The sequence below is a fragment of the Paenibacillus sp. LHD-117 genome (assembly GCF_030929555.1).
Taxonomy (GTDB): Bacteria; Bacillota; Bacilli; order Paenibacillales; family Paenibacillaceae; genus Pristimantibacillus.
In genome coordinates, this window is the sequence record NZ_JAVFVT010000002.1 from 132,736 (window position 1) to 148,589 (window position 15,854).

The window sequence follows — 15,854 nt, forward strand, 5'->3', positions numbered from 1 at the left end:
ATCTGCCTCGGCGAATGCCAATTTAGATCAACGCAAAATGTCTGCCGACGCGCTCAAGCCGATCGAGAGCAAAATCAAGATCGTCCTGGCTATGATTCGCCGTCACAATGAGACGTACCCGTCCTTTGTCCATAGCAACCGTCGGATAGACGATCCCCTGCGCGAAGATGTCTTCTTCCAGCAGCTTGTCGGAAAATTGCATTGTGCGGGCAGGCGTACCGACGATGATCGGGATGATCGGCGTCTCGCTTGAGCCGGTATCGAAGCCGAGCTTATGCAGCTTGTCGCGGAAATAATTTGTGTTGCTCCAGAGTCTCTCCGTCAGCTCCGGACTGTTCTTCAGCACGCGAATGGCCGCTAGGCAGGTCGCGGCAACGGCCGGCGGCTGCGACGTGCTGAACAGAAACGATCGCGCTTTATGAATAAGCGCATCCTTCAACACTTGGGAGCCTGCCATGTATCCCCCGACTGCGCCTATTGCCTTGGACAAAGTGCCGACTTGGATATGGACGCGGCCGTGCAGATTGAAGTGGTCGGTGGAGCCTTTGCCATTGCGACCCAGTACGCCGCTTGCGTGCGCGTCATCCACGTAGACGATGGCGTCATAATTTTCGGCCAGCTCTACAATTTGCGGCAGCGGCGCTATGTCTCCGTCCATGCTGAATACGCCGTCCGTTACGACGACTCGGGAGCGGAATGAGCCGTTCTCCTTCAGGCGCTGCTCCAGCTGGTCGAGATCCTTGTGCGCATATATTTTGCGGTTCCCCTTCGTCAGGCGGATTCCATCGATAATGCTGGCATGATTCAATTCGTCGCTAATCACGACGTCTTCCGGCCCAAGAATCGTACCCAATATTCCCTGATTCGTCGTAAAGCCCGATTGGAATACAAGCGTCGCTTCCGTGCCTTTGAATTCGGCAAGCTCCCGCTCCAATTCGTCGTGAATGCGCAGCGTGCCGGTGATCGTACGGACCGAGCCGCTTCCTACGCCGTAGGTTTCGATCGCTTCAATCGCCGCTTGCTTCAAATCGGGATGGTTCGTGAGGCCCAAATAGTTGTTCGACGACAGCTGAAGCACTTTGCGGCCGTTTAGTTCCATCCATATATCGGAACCGCTGTCCCACACCGTAAGTGGACGGTATCTTCCATCCGCCTTCAACTGCTCAAGCTCGGCAGCCAAGTGATCGAAATTCGCCATGCTGTGATCCCTCTCTTCGCGATTATTCATGTATAAATACAATTTTGCCGCATCGACCCGATTTCATCAGCTCGAATGCTTCTTCGTAACGATCCAAAGTAAATTTGTGCGTAACCAATCCGTCCAAGTTTAATCTTCCGGAATCAAGCAGCCCCTTCAGCTGGTACCAGGTCTGATACATGCGGCGTCCGGTAATCCCTTCAACCCGAATGCTCTTGAAGATGATATGACGGGCAAGGTCCAAAGAGACATCTTGACTCGGAATGCCCAGCAGCGAAACCCGAGCCGCTTGGGCTGCTGCCTCGAAGCCGTCCCGTATCGCGGCAGGGTGGCCCGACATCTCCAGCACAACTTCGACGCCTTCTCCTTGCGTATGGGAGCGAATCGCTTCAACCATCGGCGTCTCCGCGCTGTTCACAATGACATCGGCACCCATTTGCTTCGCCTTATCCAGCCGGTACGGATTAATGTCTACGGCTATAATTTTCCCCGATCCGCATGCCTTGGCAACTGCAATCGCCATGAGGCCGATCGCTCCGGTTCCGATGACGGCAACCGATTTGCCGACGATGTCGCCAGAGAGCACCGTCTGAATGGCGTTGCCAAGCGGATCCTGAAGACAAGCGAGCTCGAATGGCATATCCGGATGGTTGTGAATGACGTTGCTCGCCGGCAATACGGCGTATTCGGCGAAGCAGCCCGGAGCGGAAATGCCGAAGCTGCGCGTATTTGGACATACATGCGCGTTCCCTGTCCGACATGCGCGGCAGAACCCGCAAACGATGTGGCCTTCGCCTGAGATATGGTCGCCTACCTCGACGTTCTTAACATCTTCTCCTATAGCTTCGACAATACCGGAAAACTCATGACCGAATACGTTAGGAGTAATGACAGCGGTTTCAGCCCAAGCGTCCCAATTGTAAATATGGACATCGGTTCCACAGATCGAAGTCGCTTTCACGCGAACGAGCACCTCATGCGGCTGAATAGCCGGCACAGGAACTTCAAGGTATTCGGCACCCGGTCCCCGTTTGGATTTCACAAGTCCTAACATCGTTTCTTGTCCCATAAGAAAGACCACCCTCATAAAGAAAATAATGTTATACGTTATATTATACATATGTATGTTATAATGTACAGTTCATTCGTATTTTTCTTCTTGTGGTCTCTTTTCGAACGAACAGGATGCGAAAGTCTCCTTTTGGAAAGGTGTATACTATATTATACAAAAATGCGTCTTATTGTACACCTCATTTCATCACAATCGGACTGAATACTCCCGCTTATGATCGTAACCATCACGGCGAAGATCAAAATTAAACCGACGGAAAGTCAAGTGGTGGCGCTACATCAAACCATGTCACCACGTTCTTCTAAGCGCTAAGAGATCGGAGTCACTAAAGACGCTAACACGATCGGGTAGTTACAAGCTCCCACTTCAAACGATAGTTAAGTGGGAGTCATTGATTCACAGTCAGCATTCCATTCGGTATAATGAAGGTAGGAGAGCTTGAACTAAGGAGGAGCAATGGAGCACATTCATAAGAAAGTGGGCAAAAACTTGCAGTCCATCCGCAAGGCCCGCGGATTAAGCTTGGATCAAGTCGCCGAGCTGACCGGTGTCAGCAAAGCCATGCTGGGGCAGATCGAACGCGGCGATTCTAATCCAACGATCTCAGTATTGTGGAAAATCGTAAACGGACTGCGCATCTCGTTTACTTCGCTCATCGAAGAGGACGAGCCGAAAATTTCGGTCATTGAAGCGGATAAGCTGGAGCCGTTTCTGGAGCAGGAAGGTCATTACCGCGTATATCCGATGTTTCCTTACGACCAGCGTAAAGGCTTCGAAATCTATTCCGTACATATGGATCCCGGATGCAGCCATACGTCCGACCCGCATAATGAAGGGGTAGAAGAATATATTATCGTCACAAGCGGTAAGCTTCATATTATGATCAACGGGGATGTGTACAGCGTCAAAGTCGGCAACGCGATCCATTTTTCGGCCGACCAGCCCCATTCGTACCACAATAAATCGGATGAAGTCATCACGTATACGACGCTTATCCAATATCCGGGATGAGAAAAACAGCCTCGAAGTCGCGTTATGCGCAGCTTCAAGGCTGTTTTTTGTCAACATTCCCGGTGAGTGGCGACAGCCATGCGCCGGTTTGTTACAATAGGGCGATATTCGCAACCTTATAGCGAACAGTAAGCCGATACTGAATGATTTAAGCATAAAGGCTCTCAGCTGCTGCAATATGAATAGATTAGAACAGAGCGGCCAGGAAGAGCAGCACCACATACCTCCGTCGAAAATTATTTTTTGACATTTCATTCTTTGAAAACGTTGAACTAAACTGTCCCGTTCAAAGATAAGTAGATATAAAGAGGACGAACAGTATATAATTCAACGAAAAGGGTAAACTATTCTGCCCTTTGCTTAATGAAGCATCGACTGTCAAATACATTTCACGCACAGCACCCGCTCCCGCGCCGCTTCCTTACCGGGGCTACTTCTCCCGCCCCGCCCGCTTCTCGGCCAAAGCTGCCGCCCTCGCGGCTATCACAACAGAGCGGTCGCGCAGCTTGTGACGGTGGATGACTGCATCGTTATCCATGGGACTCGCGGCTCCCCATACGACGCCAAGCTTCTGGCATTCGACTTCGCATATCCGCATCAGTTCATCGTCCTCTATTATGAAGCGCATATCCCGGTAAGGCGACTCCCCTTCTTCATTCACCGCCGCAAGCCTGATCCGAAGCTGTTTCAACAGATCGTCTTGTCGCAGCCCCGTCCCGCTCCAATCGACCGACGACAGCCGTTTCAGGCTCTCGGCATACATGCGGCCGGCTCCCCGGCGATTGCCTCTCCGCTCATGGTATTGACCTACGGCCAATTGAATAAGACCGACCCAAAGATCGGCAAGACCGTCGTCAAGATGGTCTTTCCAATACTCCTCTAACAGCTCATGGCATTCAAAATAATCCCTTGTTGCATGAAATTCTACCAAATAGGCAATATAAGGTTCAGGATAAGGACGCATGGCCGACTCCCTTCTGTGTTCCGAAAAAAAGTAAAAAAAAGTTGAAACCTTCGTTCATCGTACCCGTATTTTATGATGATATCAATCTACGCGCAGGGAAATGCAGAAGGAGAAGAAAAAAGAGATGAAAAAGGGATTGCTAGTCATGATCGCGTTAACGCTGTTCTTCACGCTCGGTTTCGGACAAGTTGCCGACGCGGCGAAACGAGGCGGTTTCAAATCGCCGAAGCAAAGCTTCACGCAAACGCCTAAGAAATCCGACAATGTCACCCAGTCGAATCCGGGCACAACCAAATCCGGCGCAACGACCGGCACCGCAAACAAAGGCGGATTGTTCGGCGGAAGCAGCTTGATGAAAGGCCTGATGATCGGCGGTCTGGCAGGCATGCTGTTCGGCGGCTTGTTCGGCAGCATGGGCGCATTCGGCGAAATTTTCGGATTGATGATTAACCTGCTCGCGATCTTCGCGATTATTATGCTGATCCGCGTGGCGTTCGTCTATCTAAAGAGCAAAAAAAATAACAATGACGCGAATCCGCGGAGACCTTATTAATCGTGAGAATCTTTACGGAAGAAATCATAAACGCGGTTTGCTTGCACACCGCGCAGCGCCGCGGCGTACAGCCGAGCGACGTGGAAGTGCAGCTGTCATGGGAAGAAGAATACGGATATACCGCGGAGATGTGGGTGCAAGGCAGAAGCCAATACCTGATGGAAGCGAACCTGCTCGAAGCCATCGAACAATATATGTACTCGCAATACAACAAACGCGCCTTCCGTTCCGATATCCGTCTTGGTCTGGACGAGGACGCCGGCGAGTTTTTCGCGGATATTGCCGACTAACCTAATCACTTCGAACCTCCCTCCGCCTTCGGGCTGAGGGATGTTTTTTTTGGATTTTTTTCCGAGTTCAACCTCTTCCACTTTTTACATAGCGGAAATAGAGCAACTCCTGCCTCTTCCTTGCGTCTAATGAATAGATTCTGAGGGGAGAGTGATAGATTCGCTTATGTGGAAAAAACTTAGCCTGCTCGCGGCGATGCTGATGGCGGTGCAGACGTTCCTGGCTCCGGCAAGCCCGTCCGTCGACGCGGCTGCGGCCAGCAAGATGACCAAGTACCGGGTATATCAGAACGATAAGGCGCTCAAGGAATTCGCGACGGAAGCGCAAGCTGTCTATTATGCCGACCATTACAGCTACAGCCATGTCGAACAAATCTCGGACCGGAAGTGGATCTGGGATAACTTCCCGCGCTACAAGGTGTATCAGAGCGGAAGATCCAATGCCAAGATGGAGTTCGCGACGTACAATCAGGCTTTGGCCTATGCCAAGACGTTAAAAAACGCTAGCGTACGGGATCTCCAGAACGTGGGCTGGCTGTACGATTCGTATCCGAACTTCAGACTCTATCAAGGCGACAATACGCTGCCGAATTGGACGTTCCGCACCTTGGAAGAGGCAAAGAAAGAAGCCAAGAAGTGGGGCAACGTGCATGTCATCGATCTCGCCTCGGGCAAGTGGGTGTGGGATAACTTGACAGAAGCGCAAGTGAACGCGCAAAGCTCTGCCGCAGCGGTGTATGAGATCGTTCAGGACGGAGTGCCGATCGATGGCGTCAAAACCTATTCCTTCCTGCGAAACGCGATTCACGCATCCGAAGCTTATCCGAATAGCGAGATCGTGAACGTCGCCACCGGCAAAACCGTGCATTCAAACGTGCCTACATACGAGGTACGGCAAAGCGGCAAACCTGTAAAAGCTTTTATCGGGCTAAAAGGCGCCGTCAATCTGGCCAAAACGTTAGCCAATGCCGAAGTCATCCATCAAGGCGCGGTATTGTGGTCGAGTATGCCTTACCTCGAAGTCTATCAAGGCGATAAGAAAATCAAGGCTTACCACGCGTTAAGCTCCGCCTTGTATTACGCGAAACATTACGCGAACAGCTCCGTCCGCACCCTCGAAGGCCGCGTGTTATGGAGCAACGCGAAAACGCTTCAGTTCCTTGGCTGGAACGGCAGCAGCGCCACATCGACAATCATGAGCCATGTCTCGAATACGCAAGGGCTGACTTTCGATTCGCCGACGTGGTTCGAGCTTACGGCCGCGGACGGTACGCTGAGCGACATGTCCGACACTTCCGTCGTGAAGACCTTGGAGGAACGCGGCATTCAAGTGACGCCGCTAGTCCATAACGGCTTCAACCGCAAAATGACATCGGAGTTTCTGCGTAACGCGAACGCGCAGTCCAAGTTTATCGGTGCGCTCGTCGGCCGATTGTCCGCGCTAGGCGTCTACGGCGTGAACCTCGACTTCGAAGAAGTGGCGGGCGCCGACCGTGCGCTCTACACATCGTTCGTCAAGAAGCTGACGGACGCGGCTCATGCCAAAGGTCTTAAAGTTTCGATCGACCTACCGCGCGGCGACGCGAGCTGGAACCATCTGACCGCGTACGACCACGCGGCGCTCGCCGGAATCGTGGACATGATCATGATCATGGCGTACGACGAACACTGGAAGGGCAGCACGGAGCCAGGCTCCGTCGCCGGACTGAAGTGGACGGAGGACGGTGTGAAGCAGTTTCTCGACTACGGCGTGCCTAGAAACAAGCTGATGCTTGGCATTCCGTTCTACGTCCGGGAGTGGCGCATCGATTCGGCCGGCAAACTGGTCGATAACCGCGCGATTCTGATGAAGGATTTGCCGAAGCTGATTGCCGACACCAAAGCGGCAGCCGTCTACGATCCGGAATCCGGACAGAACAAATATGCGTACAAGAAAGACGGTTACACGCATGTGTTCTGGGCCGAAACGCATAACACCGTTCTCGCGAGAATGGCGATCGCCAAAAAATATGATCTTGCCGGCGTAGCCGCTTGGAGGCTGGGTTACGAGGATGCCGAGCTGTGGACGAAAATGCTTCAAGCGAGATAAAAGCCAATGACAAAGAGACCCCCTTGCCGGCTGCGCCGACGAGGGGGTCTCTCCCATTTACTCATCGTTCTCCCACCAGGTGGGACTGCCGTTATCCTTCACCTTCTTGAAGATCCAATTCAGCGCGAGCGGCACGAGAACCGTTAACGCCGCGCATACAAAACTAAAAACGGAAGGGATCTCTCCGAGGTTAAATGTGCTCATGCTGCTGCTCCTTATCTTTGCTCGCTATTGTTAATGGAACCGATTCGCCTAATTTCGGGACGGACAACGACCGAGATTTCGCTGCGCGCGAAATAGTTCATGCCATTATCCCATTCGTCGTAGACGGTTTTCCAAAACTTCGGATGATGCTCTTCCAAATGATTTCCGAGTCCGAGAACATCCTTTTTCAATTGCTTATGAGCTTTGTTGATCGTTTGGTCCACCAAATTGTTGATGGATTGTTTGATATTTTCCTGAATTTCGTTTAGAACCGCGTCATCCAAATAATTCAAGCGCTCGTAAGCTTCGAGCAGGCTCCCTTCGACATGCAGTTCGATCGTGAACCGAACGCGATTCGGATCGCTAATATCCGAATAGATGCTTCGATCGATATGATCGATTTTGTAGACGACTAGATTATCTCCGACATTCACTTCAATGACGCCGCTTTTGATGCCGTCCGCGATAAAATTGTAGCCCTCCGTCTCCGTCTCATCCAGGAAGCCCGACAAATTGTTAGTCGCCCCGTTCATGACGGCGGCGCCGATCAGCGAAATAAAATTTTCGTTTGCGGTTACCTTTTGTACGATGAAGCTTTGTTTCTTTAACAGAAATTCATGAAGGTCGCCAATTCTCGTTTCCGGCACCATCCTGAAGCTGTCTTGGTTTTTGGAGATCGATTGGATGAAAATGACCGGCGTCTTCTCGCCTTGGGGCATCGTATCGAGCACCTGTTTCGCGTCGCCTTTGGCAATCATGATCGCGACGCTGCGCCTGGCGTCGTTATTGCGCAGGAAGTAATCGAGTACGTTCGCGAAACCCAATTTCGTCCTCGCGACCTTCTCAGAGATGACGACAATCTTCAAATGCTCGAAAAAAGGCGTCCGACTCGTCATGGAGGACATCTTCGTGATGACGGACAAGATGCTGTTCCCTTCCATCGCAATGTTGAAGTAAGAATCTCCGGCAAGCGAGCTTCCGGATTGTCCGGTCTGCTTCAGCCCGGCGGGAATGACTTCCTGGAACGTGACGCGGAACGTTTGTTTGCCCTTCGTCTGTTTCGAGCCTTTAGGCGTCGTCCCTTCGTCCACCGCGATGCCGGTGACGAATCCCCTTTGCTCCAGCTCCATTCTGTCCCAGCAGCCGGTGAGCGGAAGCATGAACAGAATAAGCGCAAGCAGCAATCCCAACCTTTTACTCATGCACTCTTACCTCCCGGATCTTGGCAACGGCATACAAGAACAAAGGAATGGCGATCGCGCCCAAGAGGCCGAGGTAACTGACGATTGTGCCAAGATTTGATAATTGCACGATATTTTGAGGTACCATGGATACAAGATATATCGACGGTGCCATGACATATAACATCGTTTTTTTCTTCACTTTGACCACGTGATGAATCGATTGGACCGACATGTCAAGAGCGATCGAAGTCGTCGCGAAGGTGGATACGAGCCAGAAGATTAGAAACAGCGACTCCAGCCTCTCGAAAAATTCGCCTGGCACGCTGACTTCCCGGGCAAGCTCGAGCGTCGGGTACATGATGTTCTGCGTGACCTCGTACGAGAAGATGCCGATGGAAAAGATGTAGACGAATATGTAAGTAACGACAGCAATCAAGACCGCTATCATGGACAGCTTGGGCGCTTTCTCCGGTTTGCGCATCAATCCGGCATAGAACAATACCGCTTCGAATCCGAGAAAAGAGAAAACGGATTCCTTGGAGCCGTTCAAGATTTCCCCCCACGAGGCCGAGAAGAACGGCAGCAGCTTGTTGAATTGAAACAAATTAATGCCAAGCAGCAAAAATAAACCCGTGATCACCATGACGAACGGAACAAACATGACTGCGAGACGAACGAGCCCCGTCCGGGAGCCGGACACGGCGTATATAACGACGAGCATATAGCTGAGCGAGATGATCTCGATCGGCGTGCGCTCGAACAGGAATTGTTTGGCGAGCTCGGCTACGGATCGGGAGATGTACGCCGAAAACGTCAAATAATAGAGGAAATAAAATAAGGCTACGCCGAAAGCTACCGGCCTGCCCGTCACGTCGGATACAAATTCAAGAAACGTTCGGTTGTGAAACTTCGTAGCCAGCTTTGCGGCCAGCCATGCGAGCAGCAAGGTCGCTGCGCCAGCCAATAATATCGATATCCATCCGTCCGATGAGTTCGTCGCTTTCGCCACGGCTCTTGGAAGTGTCAATATCCCAACCCCTATGATGAGCGAGGTCATCGTAAAAACAATTTCCTTCTGCCCGATACGATCGTCGCCATATTCCCAATTCCTCAAGCTCATGGAAGATCACCTCCTTCTTCGTTCGCTCATCTTGTTCTTGTCTTCCGTCTGCATCATTTGCGGCCTCTTGCGCAGGAACGTTACTGGCGCCCGCAGGATGAGATCCTTCCAGTCGGACGGGAACATCGGCGAGATCGGCGTGAGATACGGAACGCCGAAGCTCTTTAAATTGACCAAATGGATGCAAATGACCAGGAAAGCCAGAATAACGCCGAATAATCCCAATACGGAAGCCGCGAGCATAATGATAAAACGCAATATCCGGGTCACGATGCCGAACGAATAGGAAGGCAGCGTGAAGGAAGCAATGGCGGTTACCGCCACGACGATAACCATGACCGGGCTTACGATGCCGGCCGCAACGGCTGCTTCCCCGATGACCAGGCCGCCGACGATGCCGATCGTTTGGCCGATCGGTTTCGGAAGCCGCACGCCGGCTTCGCGCAATATTTCCAGCGTACCTTCCATCAGCAGCGCTTCGATGAACACCGGGAACGGTACCCCTTCCCGTGCGGACGCGATCGAGAAGGCGATATTCGATGGAATCATGCCATGATGGTACTCCGCGAGCGCAATGTAGAATCCGGGCAGGAACGTCGCGACGAACGCGGAAATAAACCGTAGGGTGCGAATCAAGCTGGAAATAAGCCAGTGCTGGTAATAATCCTCCGGTGAATTAAACGCGGAAGAGATCGTGATCGGCATAACCAACTGAAACGGAGTCCCGTCGACAATGAGGCCTACTTTGCCTTGCATGAGCGAGGCGGCAAATTTGTCCGGCCTCTCCGTATCCATGATTTGCGGGAAAGGCGATAGGAAGCTGTCCGCGATCCACTGCTCGATGAAGCCGGAGCCCTCCACGTCGTCGACGTCGATCGTAAGCAACCTGCGTTTCACTTCAGCTACGAGCTTCGGATTAACGATTCCGTCGACGTACGCAACCATGACTTCTTGTTTCGAACGTTCCCCGATCATATAGGAATCAAGCCGAAGCGACGGATCCTTGATTCTCCGCCGAATAAGCGAGCTATTCGTCCGAATGTCCTCGGTAAAGCCATCCTTCGGTCCGCGGATCAACGATTCCGTCTGCGGCTCTTCGATCTGGCGTCGCATCCACCCGCAGCTTCCGATGACGAGCACATGCTCCGTTCCGTCGAGCAGCAAGCAGGTATTTCCCGATAGAATCGAGTGGATGGCATCCTTCCTCATAAAAACGGATTGAACGCCTTCCAGCGGCAGAACTTCATCTTTTAACGTTTCGATGAACGTCTTTGCGTCTTGTATGCCCTTCGCCTCTTCGCTTTTGCCGAACGCGATGATGGGTTTCATCAAATGATCGTGCACCAGGTTTTTGTCGATCATGCCGTCCAGATTCATGAGAATGCATCGGAATCCGGTTCGGCCCAGCTCGATTTCCTTCGTAATCAGATCGCCGGGCGTATGTAGACGAAAGTGGATGTAATCAACGTTGCTTTGCAAGTCGGCGGATAGCGGCATATCATCCTTTTCGGCTGAATGGCTGCCCGAACGGACCGCCTGATTGCGAAGCCTATACGAGCTATTCTTCACGCGGACCCACCGCCTTTTCTGGATTACTCTCAGTTATTGCCCAAGATGCCTTGTTTGAAACAACAAAAACCGAGGTTCTCGCCTATCATTCGACAATTCTCCGCAAAAAGAAAAAGAAGAGATGCCTTGTCGGCATCCCCTCCCGTTTACCCGTTTTTCTTGATCGGAATCCATATTTCGCTGCGGTCAAATTTTTTATAAATATTCCTTGACGAGAATATTCCCAATAGGGTATATTTAGATCACGGGAACGGCAGACGGCCGGGCGGTAAGGAAAGGAAGTGCGGCAAACGATGGACACAGCGACCTTCAGCGCTCTCTCCGAGCCGAACAGGTTGCGCATTGTAGAGCTGCTTGCCTCCGGACCTCTTACGGTAGGAGACATTGCGGATCGGCTGCAGCTTCGCCAGCCGCAAGCTTCCAAACATCTGCGCGTCCTGCTCGAAGCCGGACTTGTCGAGGTTCACGCCGACGCGAACCGACGCCACTACGGATTGCGGGTCGACCCCCTCCGCCGGCTTGACGCTTGGCTCGAGAACTACCGACGCATCTGGAGCGAACGCTACGACAACTTAGACGTTTACTTGAAGAAACTGCAAGAGAAGCAGAACGAATAAACCATACTCAAGGAGGAATTATCAATGGCAAATGCAATGGTAACCAAAGTAGAAGGTAACGTACTTACACTGGAGCGCGTATTCGATGCGCCTCCGGAGCTCGTCTTCCAAGTATTCACCCAAGCGGAGCATCTGAAACAATGGTGGGGACCGCGCGGCTGGGCCGTAACCGTATGCAAGGTGGACTTCCGCCCAGGCGGCGTATGGCATTATTGCATGAAATGCGAAGACAAGGATCAAGGCGATTTCTTCGGCATGGAATCCTGGGGCAAGGGGATTTACAAGGAAATCGTCGATGGAGAGAAGTTCGTTTACGTCGACCACTTCTCCGACGCGGAGGGCAACGTTTCGCAGGAAATGCCTGCAGCGGAGTGCACGATACTGTTCGAAAGCTTCGAAGGCAAGACGAAGCTGATCAGCATCACCAAATACGACACTGCAGAAGCGCTGCAAGCCGTCCTTGACATGGGTATGGAACAAGGTATCAAGGAAACTTGGGATCGCCTGGGTGAGCACCTGCAAAACATTCAATAAATCGTACGCCCTTCTGCGAACCTTTCAAACGAAAAAGCCGGTCAAGGAAAACCTTGATCGGCTTTTTTTGCTGCACGTATATGTTTTAAAATTCGCCCATGCCCAGATTAAATTGCCAATGGACGCCGAATTTATCTTCAATGCTGCCGTAGAGCGGTGCCCAGAACGTCTCCTGGAGCTCCATGACCACTTTGCCGCCTTCCTTCAAACGGTTGAACGCGGATTGGAGCGCATCGCGGTCATCCGTAATTAAAGCAAGAGTGATGTTGTTTCCTAAAGTAAACGGCATGCCCGGGAACACGTCGGAGAACATCACGTTGCTTCCCATAATGTCCATGCGGGAATGCATGACCATGTTTTTGGCTTCCTCCGGCAACGGGTAGTTCGGGTCGGACGGCGATTCGCCGAACGTCATGATTTTGGGCATGTCCACCCCAAAGGATTCCGCATAAAACTCGATCGCTTCGCGGGTGTTGCCGTTGAAGTTCATATAGACGTTAACTGGCATTCGTTTCAACTCTCCTTTTTTTTCCTCGATTTCTAGGAAAGTATAGCATACGGGAACGGATGAATTCCAACGGAATCTGGTCTAAAAAAAATAATTAATCGTTAATCCCCGTTCGGCGAATTCACAGTCCGAAATAGCTCTTGATCCGCTCTGCTGTCTCTTCCGGCGACAGATTCGTGTTGTTGATTCTGAGGTAACGTTCAGATTCAATTTCGCCTTCGAGAGAGTTAAGACGGTATCGCTCCGCCGTCTTGATGAGGTCATTTTCCGAAAACGCGATATCCCGTTTGGTCGCCTTGTGCAGGAGCCGGTGCTCGCTGCGGTTTCTCTCCAACCGCTCCTCCATTTCCGCCTCCAGCTCGACGAAGTAGACGGTCGCGCCCCTGGATTCGAATAAATCGCATACGCTTCGCACGTAATCCCAATCCGACTGCAGGTCGAACGCCCACACATAGGTAAAGATCAACCCATCCAAATCGCTTTTCGATACTTCCTCGAATATTTCCTGTCGGAACAAATTCACTAACCGTTTGCCTTGAGGGGAACCGTAGCTGAAGAATGGAGAAACGAGCTCGATTGTCATATGGTTATGGAAAAGCTTTAGCCCGGTCAGCCGCTCAAGCTGCTGCCCGACGGTCATTTTGCCAACCGCTTGCGGGCCGAATAGCAGGACGAATTTCAATCGGAGCGCCTCCCTCTCAAGTGACAAGCTTCGCTTCTTTCTCTACCAAATCCATAAAGTCGGTGACGACTTTTTCGTTGTTCTTCTGGCCGCCCATCTTCAGAAGCACTTTTCCAAGGAAGTTAACGCCTCGGTTGTGGCCTTCATAAATAAACAACGTATTCTGCTCATCCACTTTTTTCAGCGTAAACGCAGCCTCTATCTCGAACGCCTTCGCCAGCGTAAATCCGATCCGATTGTGCTTGAGCGTTTCCGTATTCTCATAGGCGAGGTCCTCGACGATATACGTTTCGACCCGTTTGCCTTCCTTGTATTTCTGCTCGTACGTCGAACCGACGACACCCGGCTTCTTCTCGAGAACTTTCATCTCCACCACGTTCGGCATAATGCGCTGGATGTTCTCGAGCTGGAACAACGTCCAGATCTTCTCGATATTCACCGATATGTTTCTCTCCTGATGCCATTCGATCATGTTTTGTCCGCCTCCTCATATCCTACTGCCATAAATTCGTCTATGCTGTTTACGATCCCTTGCAATCTCGCGATCTCCTTCTCCAACCCGCTTCGTTTCTCCAGAAGCGTCGACTCCAACTGCTCGAACGATTTCTCGTGAACCGCGGCCAACATCTCTTGTATCGTAAATTGAAACATCCGAAGATGCACCAATATCCGGGCGATCAAATACGAGTGGTTGTCGTAGTAGCGATATTTGTTTTTGGGATCGATACGTACTGGCTCGAGTAGCTTGATTTCCTCGTAGTACCGCAGCGTTTCTTTGCTGAGTCCCGTCATTTCCGCGAATTCTCCGATACGGTAGATGGCTGCCCCCTCCTCTCACCTACTATAAAGCATGGGGCGCACCGCATGGTCAACCCTTTTCTCCACGATAACCGCCTTCTATGATAGAATGACCTTCTAAGGGAGGAATTAACATGAAGCTTGCAACCTTGCGCGTTTTGCGACAATACATGGATGACTATATGGCCAAATGGCCCTTCAGCGGCACGATCCTCGTCGCCCGCAAAGGAGAGCTATTATTTCGCGAAGCGTACGGGCACGCCAGCCTGGAACATGACGTGCCGAATCGGCCGGAAACGAAGTTCGGCATCTGGTCGATCACGAAATCGTTCACCGCGCTCTCCGTTGCCATGCTGGCGGAGGAAGGCAAGTTGAAGCTCGATGACGAGTTGAGCCGTTACATTCCCGAGTTGGCCGCCGCTCCACGGATTACGATTTTGCAGGCCATGAACCACGTCTCCGGATTAGTGAACTTTACGAACATGCCGGAGTACAACGGAGGACTGAACAAAAAACCGGTCTCCAAGGAAGAGACGCTGCGTCTATTGCTGAGCAAACCGATGGATTTCGAGCCCGGCGCGCAGTTTGCCTACAACAATACGGGATACTTCTTGCTCGGCCTCGTAATCGAAGCCGCGAGCGGCATGGCGTTCGACGCTTTTATCGCAAGCCGGATCCTACAGCCTCTTGGCTTAAGCCGAACCGGCGTAAACGACGGCAGAAGCCTGATCCCAGACTTGGCATCCGCGTATCATGCATCGGAGAATGGTCCGATACCGATGGAATTCATCGAGATGAGCACGGTGTTTTCGGCCGGCGGCATGTATTCGACGATTGACGACCTGCACGCGTGGGCACAATCGTTCGATACGGCGAAGCTCGTAAGCCGTTCTACGCTGGAGCAGGCCTTCGCGAAGGAAGGCGCCCCTTATGGACTCGGCTGGTTTCTGGACGAGAAACACGGGCGAAGGCGCATCCATCACGGCGGCGCCTACCGCGGCTTCCGCACCGAGCTTCACCGGTATCCGGACGAAGAAACAACGATTATCGTGCTGACGAATTACGATTTTGTGCCTGCGACGAAGCTAGCGGACGCGTTATCCGCGCTCGTGTTCGGCGAGGAATCCGTCGTACCCGAATTCCCTCAGCCTATGCCATGACGCACGAACAGTTCGTAGACTATATCGGCGTCTACGAAGGATTCGGATGCAAGGCGGCGGTTGACCGGGACCAGGAAGGCATGTTCTTCGTATGGAACGATCGCGAGCTTCACCGGATGTACCCGATCTCGGCTGATCGGTTTCATGATGCTTGGATTGCATGGGAGTACGGCTTCAAGCGGAGCGATCTCGGCGAGCTGTCGTTCCTAGGGATGAAGAAAACGCAATTGTCGTGACCGCGCTAACATAGCTATAGATAAGAGGCTGGGCGATCGCGCCCAGCCTCCTTGCTTGCGAAGAG

The 15,854-nt window shown here is 52.0% G+C and carries 19 protein-coding genes; 8 read left to right on the forward strand and 11 right to left on the reverse strand.

All coding sequences use genetic code 11. The annotated features are described in order from the left end of the window. Positions 1–22: 22 nt before the first annotated feature. Complete coding sequence (locus tag RB620_RS01640) at positions 23–1,198, reverse strand: glycine C-acetyltransferase (RefSeq protein WP_308091762.1); 1,176 nt, start codon at positions 1,196–1,198, stop codon at positions 23–25. A gap of 22 nt (positions 1,199–1,220) precedes the next feature. Further along, positions 1,221–2,267 (reverse strand): L-threonine 3-dehydrogenase, encoded by a 1,047-nt coding sequence (gene tdh, locus RB620_RS01645; RefSeq protein ID WP_308091763.1) that lies wholly within the window; start codon positions 2,265–2,267, stop codon positions 1,221–1,223. Positions 2,268–2,726: 459 nt separating this feature from the next. On the opposite strand from tdh, the gene RB620_RS01650 reads away from it, so the two are divergent. Further along, positions 2,727–3,281 carry a helix-turn-helix domain-containing protein gene (locus RB620_RS01650; protein WP_308091764.1) on the forward strand — a complete coding sequence of 185 codons (555 nt, stop codon included), beginning with the start codon at positions 2,727–2,729 and terminating at the stop codon, positions 3,279–3,281. A gap of 430 nt (positions 3,282–3,711) precedes the next feature. Here the strand turns inward: RB620_RS01650 and RB620_RS01655 are convergent, their stop codons facing one another. Next, positions 3,712–4,245, reverse strand: coding sequence for a DUF309 domain-containing protein (locus tag RB620_RS01655; RefSeq protein ID WP_308091765.1), 534 nt, complete (start codon positions 4,243–4,245; stop codon positions 3,712–3,714). A 124-nt stretch (positions 4,246–4,369) separates the two neighbouring features. On the opposite strand from RB620_RS01655, the gene RB620_RS01660 reads away from it, so the two are divergent. The 3 genes from RB620_RS01660 to RB620_RS01670 all read left to right on the forward strand — a co-directional run bounded on the left by RB620_RS01660 (position 4,370) and on the right by RB620_RS01670 (position 7,177). Further along, positions 4,370–4,798 (forward strand): hypothetical protein, encoded by a 429-nt coding sequence (locus tag RB620_RS01660; RefSeq protein WP_308091766.1) that lies wholly within the window; start codon positions 4,370–4,372, stop codon positions 4,796–4,798. Beyond that, entirely contained in the window at positions 4,798–5,088 is a 291-nt protein-coding gene (locus tag RB620_RS01665) for a YxcD family protein (protein WP_374121350.1), read from the forward strand. The genes RB620_RS01660 and RB620_RS01665 overlap by 1 nt, the downstream gene beginning before the upstream one ends. 166 nt (positions 5,089–5,254) lie before the next feature. After that, positions 5,255–7,177 (forward strand): glycosyl hydrolase family 18 protein, encoded by a 1,923-nt coding sequence (locus RB620_RS01670; protein ID WP_308091768.1) that lies wholly within the window; start codon positions 5,255–5,257, stop codon positions 7,175–7,177. Between the two features lie 57 nt (positions 7,178–7,234). Here RB620_RS01670 and RB620_RS01675 read toward each other — a convergent pair whose 3' ends face one another. Genes RB620_RS01675 through RB620_RS01690 form a run of 4 tightly spaced genes read right to left on the reverse strand, consistent with a single transcriptional unit; the run spans position 7,235 to position 11,254 of the window. Then, positions 7,235–7,381: a hypothetical protein gene (locus RB620_RS01675; RefSeq protein WP_308091769.1), complete on the reverse strand. Its 147-nt coding sequence runs from the start codon at positions 7,379–7,381 to the stop codon at positions 7,235–7,237. Between the two features lie 11 nt (positions 7,382–7,392). Then, entirely contained in the window at positions 7,393–8,583 is a 1,191-nt protein-coding gene (locus tag RB620_RS01680) for a Ger(x)C family spore germination protein (protein WP_308091770.1), read from the reverse strand. Beyond that, positions 8,576–9,685 (reverse strand): GerAB/ArcD/ProY family transporter, encoded by a 1,110-nt coding sequence (locus tag RB620_RS01685; protein WP_308091771.1) that lies wholly within the window; start codon positions 9,683–9,685, stop codon positions 8,576–8,578. Before RB620_RS01685 ends, RB620_RS01680 begins: the two co-directional genes overlap by 8 nt. A gap of 6 nt (positions 9,686–9,691) precedes the next feature. Then, positions 9,692–11,254, reverse strand: coding sequence for a spore germination protein (locus tag RB620_RS01690; RefSeq protein WP_308091772.1), 1,563 nt, complete (start codon positions 11,252–11,254; stop codon positions 9,692–9,694). Between the two features lie 293 nt (positions 11,255–11,547). Between RB620_RS01690 and RB620_RS01695 the strand changes: the two genes are divergently transcribed. Both RB620_RS01695 and RB620_RS01700 read left to right on the forward strand, forming a co-directional pair. Continuing rightward, a complete protein-coding gene (locus RB620_RS01695; RefSeq protein ID WP_308091773.1) occupies positions 11,548–11,871 on the forward strand; it encodes an ArsR/SmtB family transcription factor in 324 nt (107 codons plus the stop codon). A 24-nt stretch (positions 11,872–11,895) separates the two neighbouring features. Next, positions 11,896–12,405 carry an SRPBCC domain-containing protein gene (locus RB620_RS01700; RefSeq protein ID WP_308091774.1) on the forward strand — a complete coding sequence of 170 codons (510 nt, stop codon included), beginning with the start codon at positions 11,896–11,898 and terminating at the stop codon, positions 12,403–12,405. An 85-nt stretch (positions 12,406–12,490) separates the two neighbouring features. Here the strand turns inward: RB620_RS01700 and RB620_RS01705 are convergent, their stop codons facing one another. The 4 genes from RB620_RS01705 to RB620_RS01720 form a co-directional block, all read right to left on the reverse strand. Beyond that, positions 12,491–12,913 (reverse strand): VOC family protein, encoded by a 423-nt coding sequence (locus tag RB620_RS01705; RefSeq protein WP_308091775.1) that lies wholly within the window; start codon positions 12,911–12,913, stop codon positions 12,491–12,493. Positions 12,914–13,034: 121 nt separating this feature from the next. After that, on the reverse strand, positions 13,035–13,595 hold the full coding sequence (locus RB620_RS01710) for an AAA family ATPase (protein ID WP_308091776.1): 561 nt from the start codon (positions 13,593–13,595) through the stop codon (positions 13,035–13,037). A gap of 16 nt (positions 13,596–13,611) precedes the next feature. After that, positions 13,612–14,067 carry an SRPBCC family protein gene (locus RB620_RS01715; RefSeq protein WP_308091777.1) on the reverse strand — a complete coding sequence of 152 codons (456 nt, stop codon included), beginning with the start codon at positions 14,065–14,067 and terminating at the stop codon, positions 13,612–13,614. After that, positions 14,064–14,387 carry a MerR family transcriptional regulator gene (locus RB620_RS01720; RefSeq protein ID WP_374121345.1) on the reverse strand — a complete coding sequence of 108 codons (324 nt, stop codon included), beginning with the start codon at positions 14,385–14,387 and terminating at the stop codon, positions 14,064–14,066. The genes RB620_RS01715 and RB620_RS01720 overlap by 4 nt, the downstream gene beginning before the upstream one ends. Positions 14,388–14,527: 140 nt before the next feature. Here RB620_RS01720 and RB620_RS01725 point away from each other — a divergent pair, with 140 nt between their 5' ends. Beyond that, positions 14,528–15,553 carry a serine hydrolase domain-containing protein gene (locus RB620_RS01725; protein WP_308091778.1) on the forward strand — a complete coding sequence of 342 codons (1,026 nt, stop codon included), beginning with the start codon at positions 14,528–14,530 and terminating at the stop codon, positions 15,551–15,553. After that, complete coding sequence (locus RB620_RS01730; protein ID WP_308091779.1) at positions 15,550–15,789, forward strand: hypothetical protein; 240 nt, start codon at positions 15,550–15,552, stop codon at positions 15,787–15,789. Before RB620_RS01725 ends, RB620_RS01730 begins: the two co-directional genes overlap by 4 nt. Positions 15,790–15,854 lie beyond the last annotated feature (65 nt).

What these genes read in the sequence shown, in the direction of transcription:
- RB620_RS01675 (WP_308091769.1), bottom strand. Translation starts at nt 7,381, where the DNA reads ATGAGCACATTTAACCTCGGAGAGATCCCTTCCGTTTTTAGTTTTGTA.
- RB620_RS01715 (WP_308091777.1), bottom strand. Translation starts at nt 14,067, where the DNA reads ATGATCGAATGGCATCAGGAGAGAAACATATCGGTGAATATCGAGAAG.
- RB620_RS01730 (WP_308091779.1), top strand. Translation starts at nt 15,550, where the DNA reads ATGACGCACGAACAGTTCGTAGACTATATCGGCGTCTACGAAGGATTC.
- RB620_RS01685 (WP_308091771.1), bottom strand. Translation starts at nt 9,685, where the DNA reads ATGAGCTTGAGGAATTGGGAATATGGCGACGATCGTATCGGGCAGAAG.
- tdh (WP_308091763.1), bottom strand. Translation starts at nt 2,267, where the DNA reads ATGGGACAAGAAACGATGTTAGGACTTGTGAAATCCAAACGGGGACCG.
- RB620_RS01720 (WP_374121345.1), bottom strand. Translation starts at nt 14,387, where the DNA reads ATGACGGGACTCAGCAAAGAAACGCTGCGGTACTACGAGGAAATCAAG.
- RB620_RS01650 (WP_308091764.1), top strand. Translation starts at nt 2,727, where the DNA reads ATGGAGCACATTCATAAGAAAGTGGGCAAAAACTTGCAGTCCATCCGC.
- RB620_RS01680 (WP_308091770.1), bottom strand. Translation starts at nt 8,583, where the DNA reads ATGAGTAAAAGGTTGGGATTGCTGCTTGCGCTTATTCTGTTCATGCTT.
- RB620_RS01695 (WP_308091773.1), top strand. Translation starts at nt 11,548, where the DNA reads ATGGACACAGCGACCTTCAGCGCTCTCTCCGAGCCGAACAGGTTGCGC.
- RB620_RS01660 (WP_308091766.1), top strand. Translation starts at nt 4,370, where the DNA reads ATGAAAAAGGGATTGCTAGTCATGATCGCGTTAACGCTGTTCTTCACG.
- RB620_RS01670 (WP_308091768.1), top strand. Translation starts at nt 5,255, where the DNA reads ATGTGGAAAAAACTTAGCCTGCTCGCGGCGATGCTGATGGCGGTGCAG.
- RB620_RS01655 (WP_308091765.1), bottom strand. Translation starts at nt 4,245, where the DNA reads ATGCGTCCTTATCCTGAACCTTATATTGCCTATTTGGTAGAATTTCAT.
- RB620_RS01640 (WP_308091762.1), bottom strand. Translation starts at nt 1,198, where the DNA reads ATGGCGAATTTCGATCACTTGGCTGCCGAGCTTGAGCAGTTGAAGGCG.
- RB620_RS01705 (WP_308091775.1), bottom strand. Translation starts at nt 12,913, where the DNA reads ATGCCAGTTAACGTCTATATGAACTTCAACGGCAACACCCGCGAAGCG.
- RB620_RS01725 (WP_308091778.1), top strand. Translation starts at nt 14,528, where the DNA reads ATGAAGCTTGCAACCTTGCGCGTTTTGCGACAATACATGGATGACTAT.
- RB620_RS01700 (WP_308091774.1), top strand. Translation starts at nt 11,896, where the DNA reads ATGGCAAATGCAATGGTAACCAAAGTAGAAGGTAACGTACTTACACTG.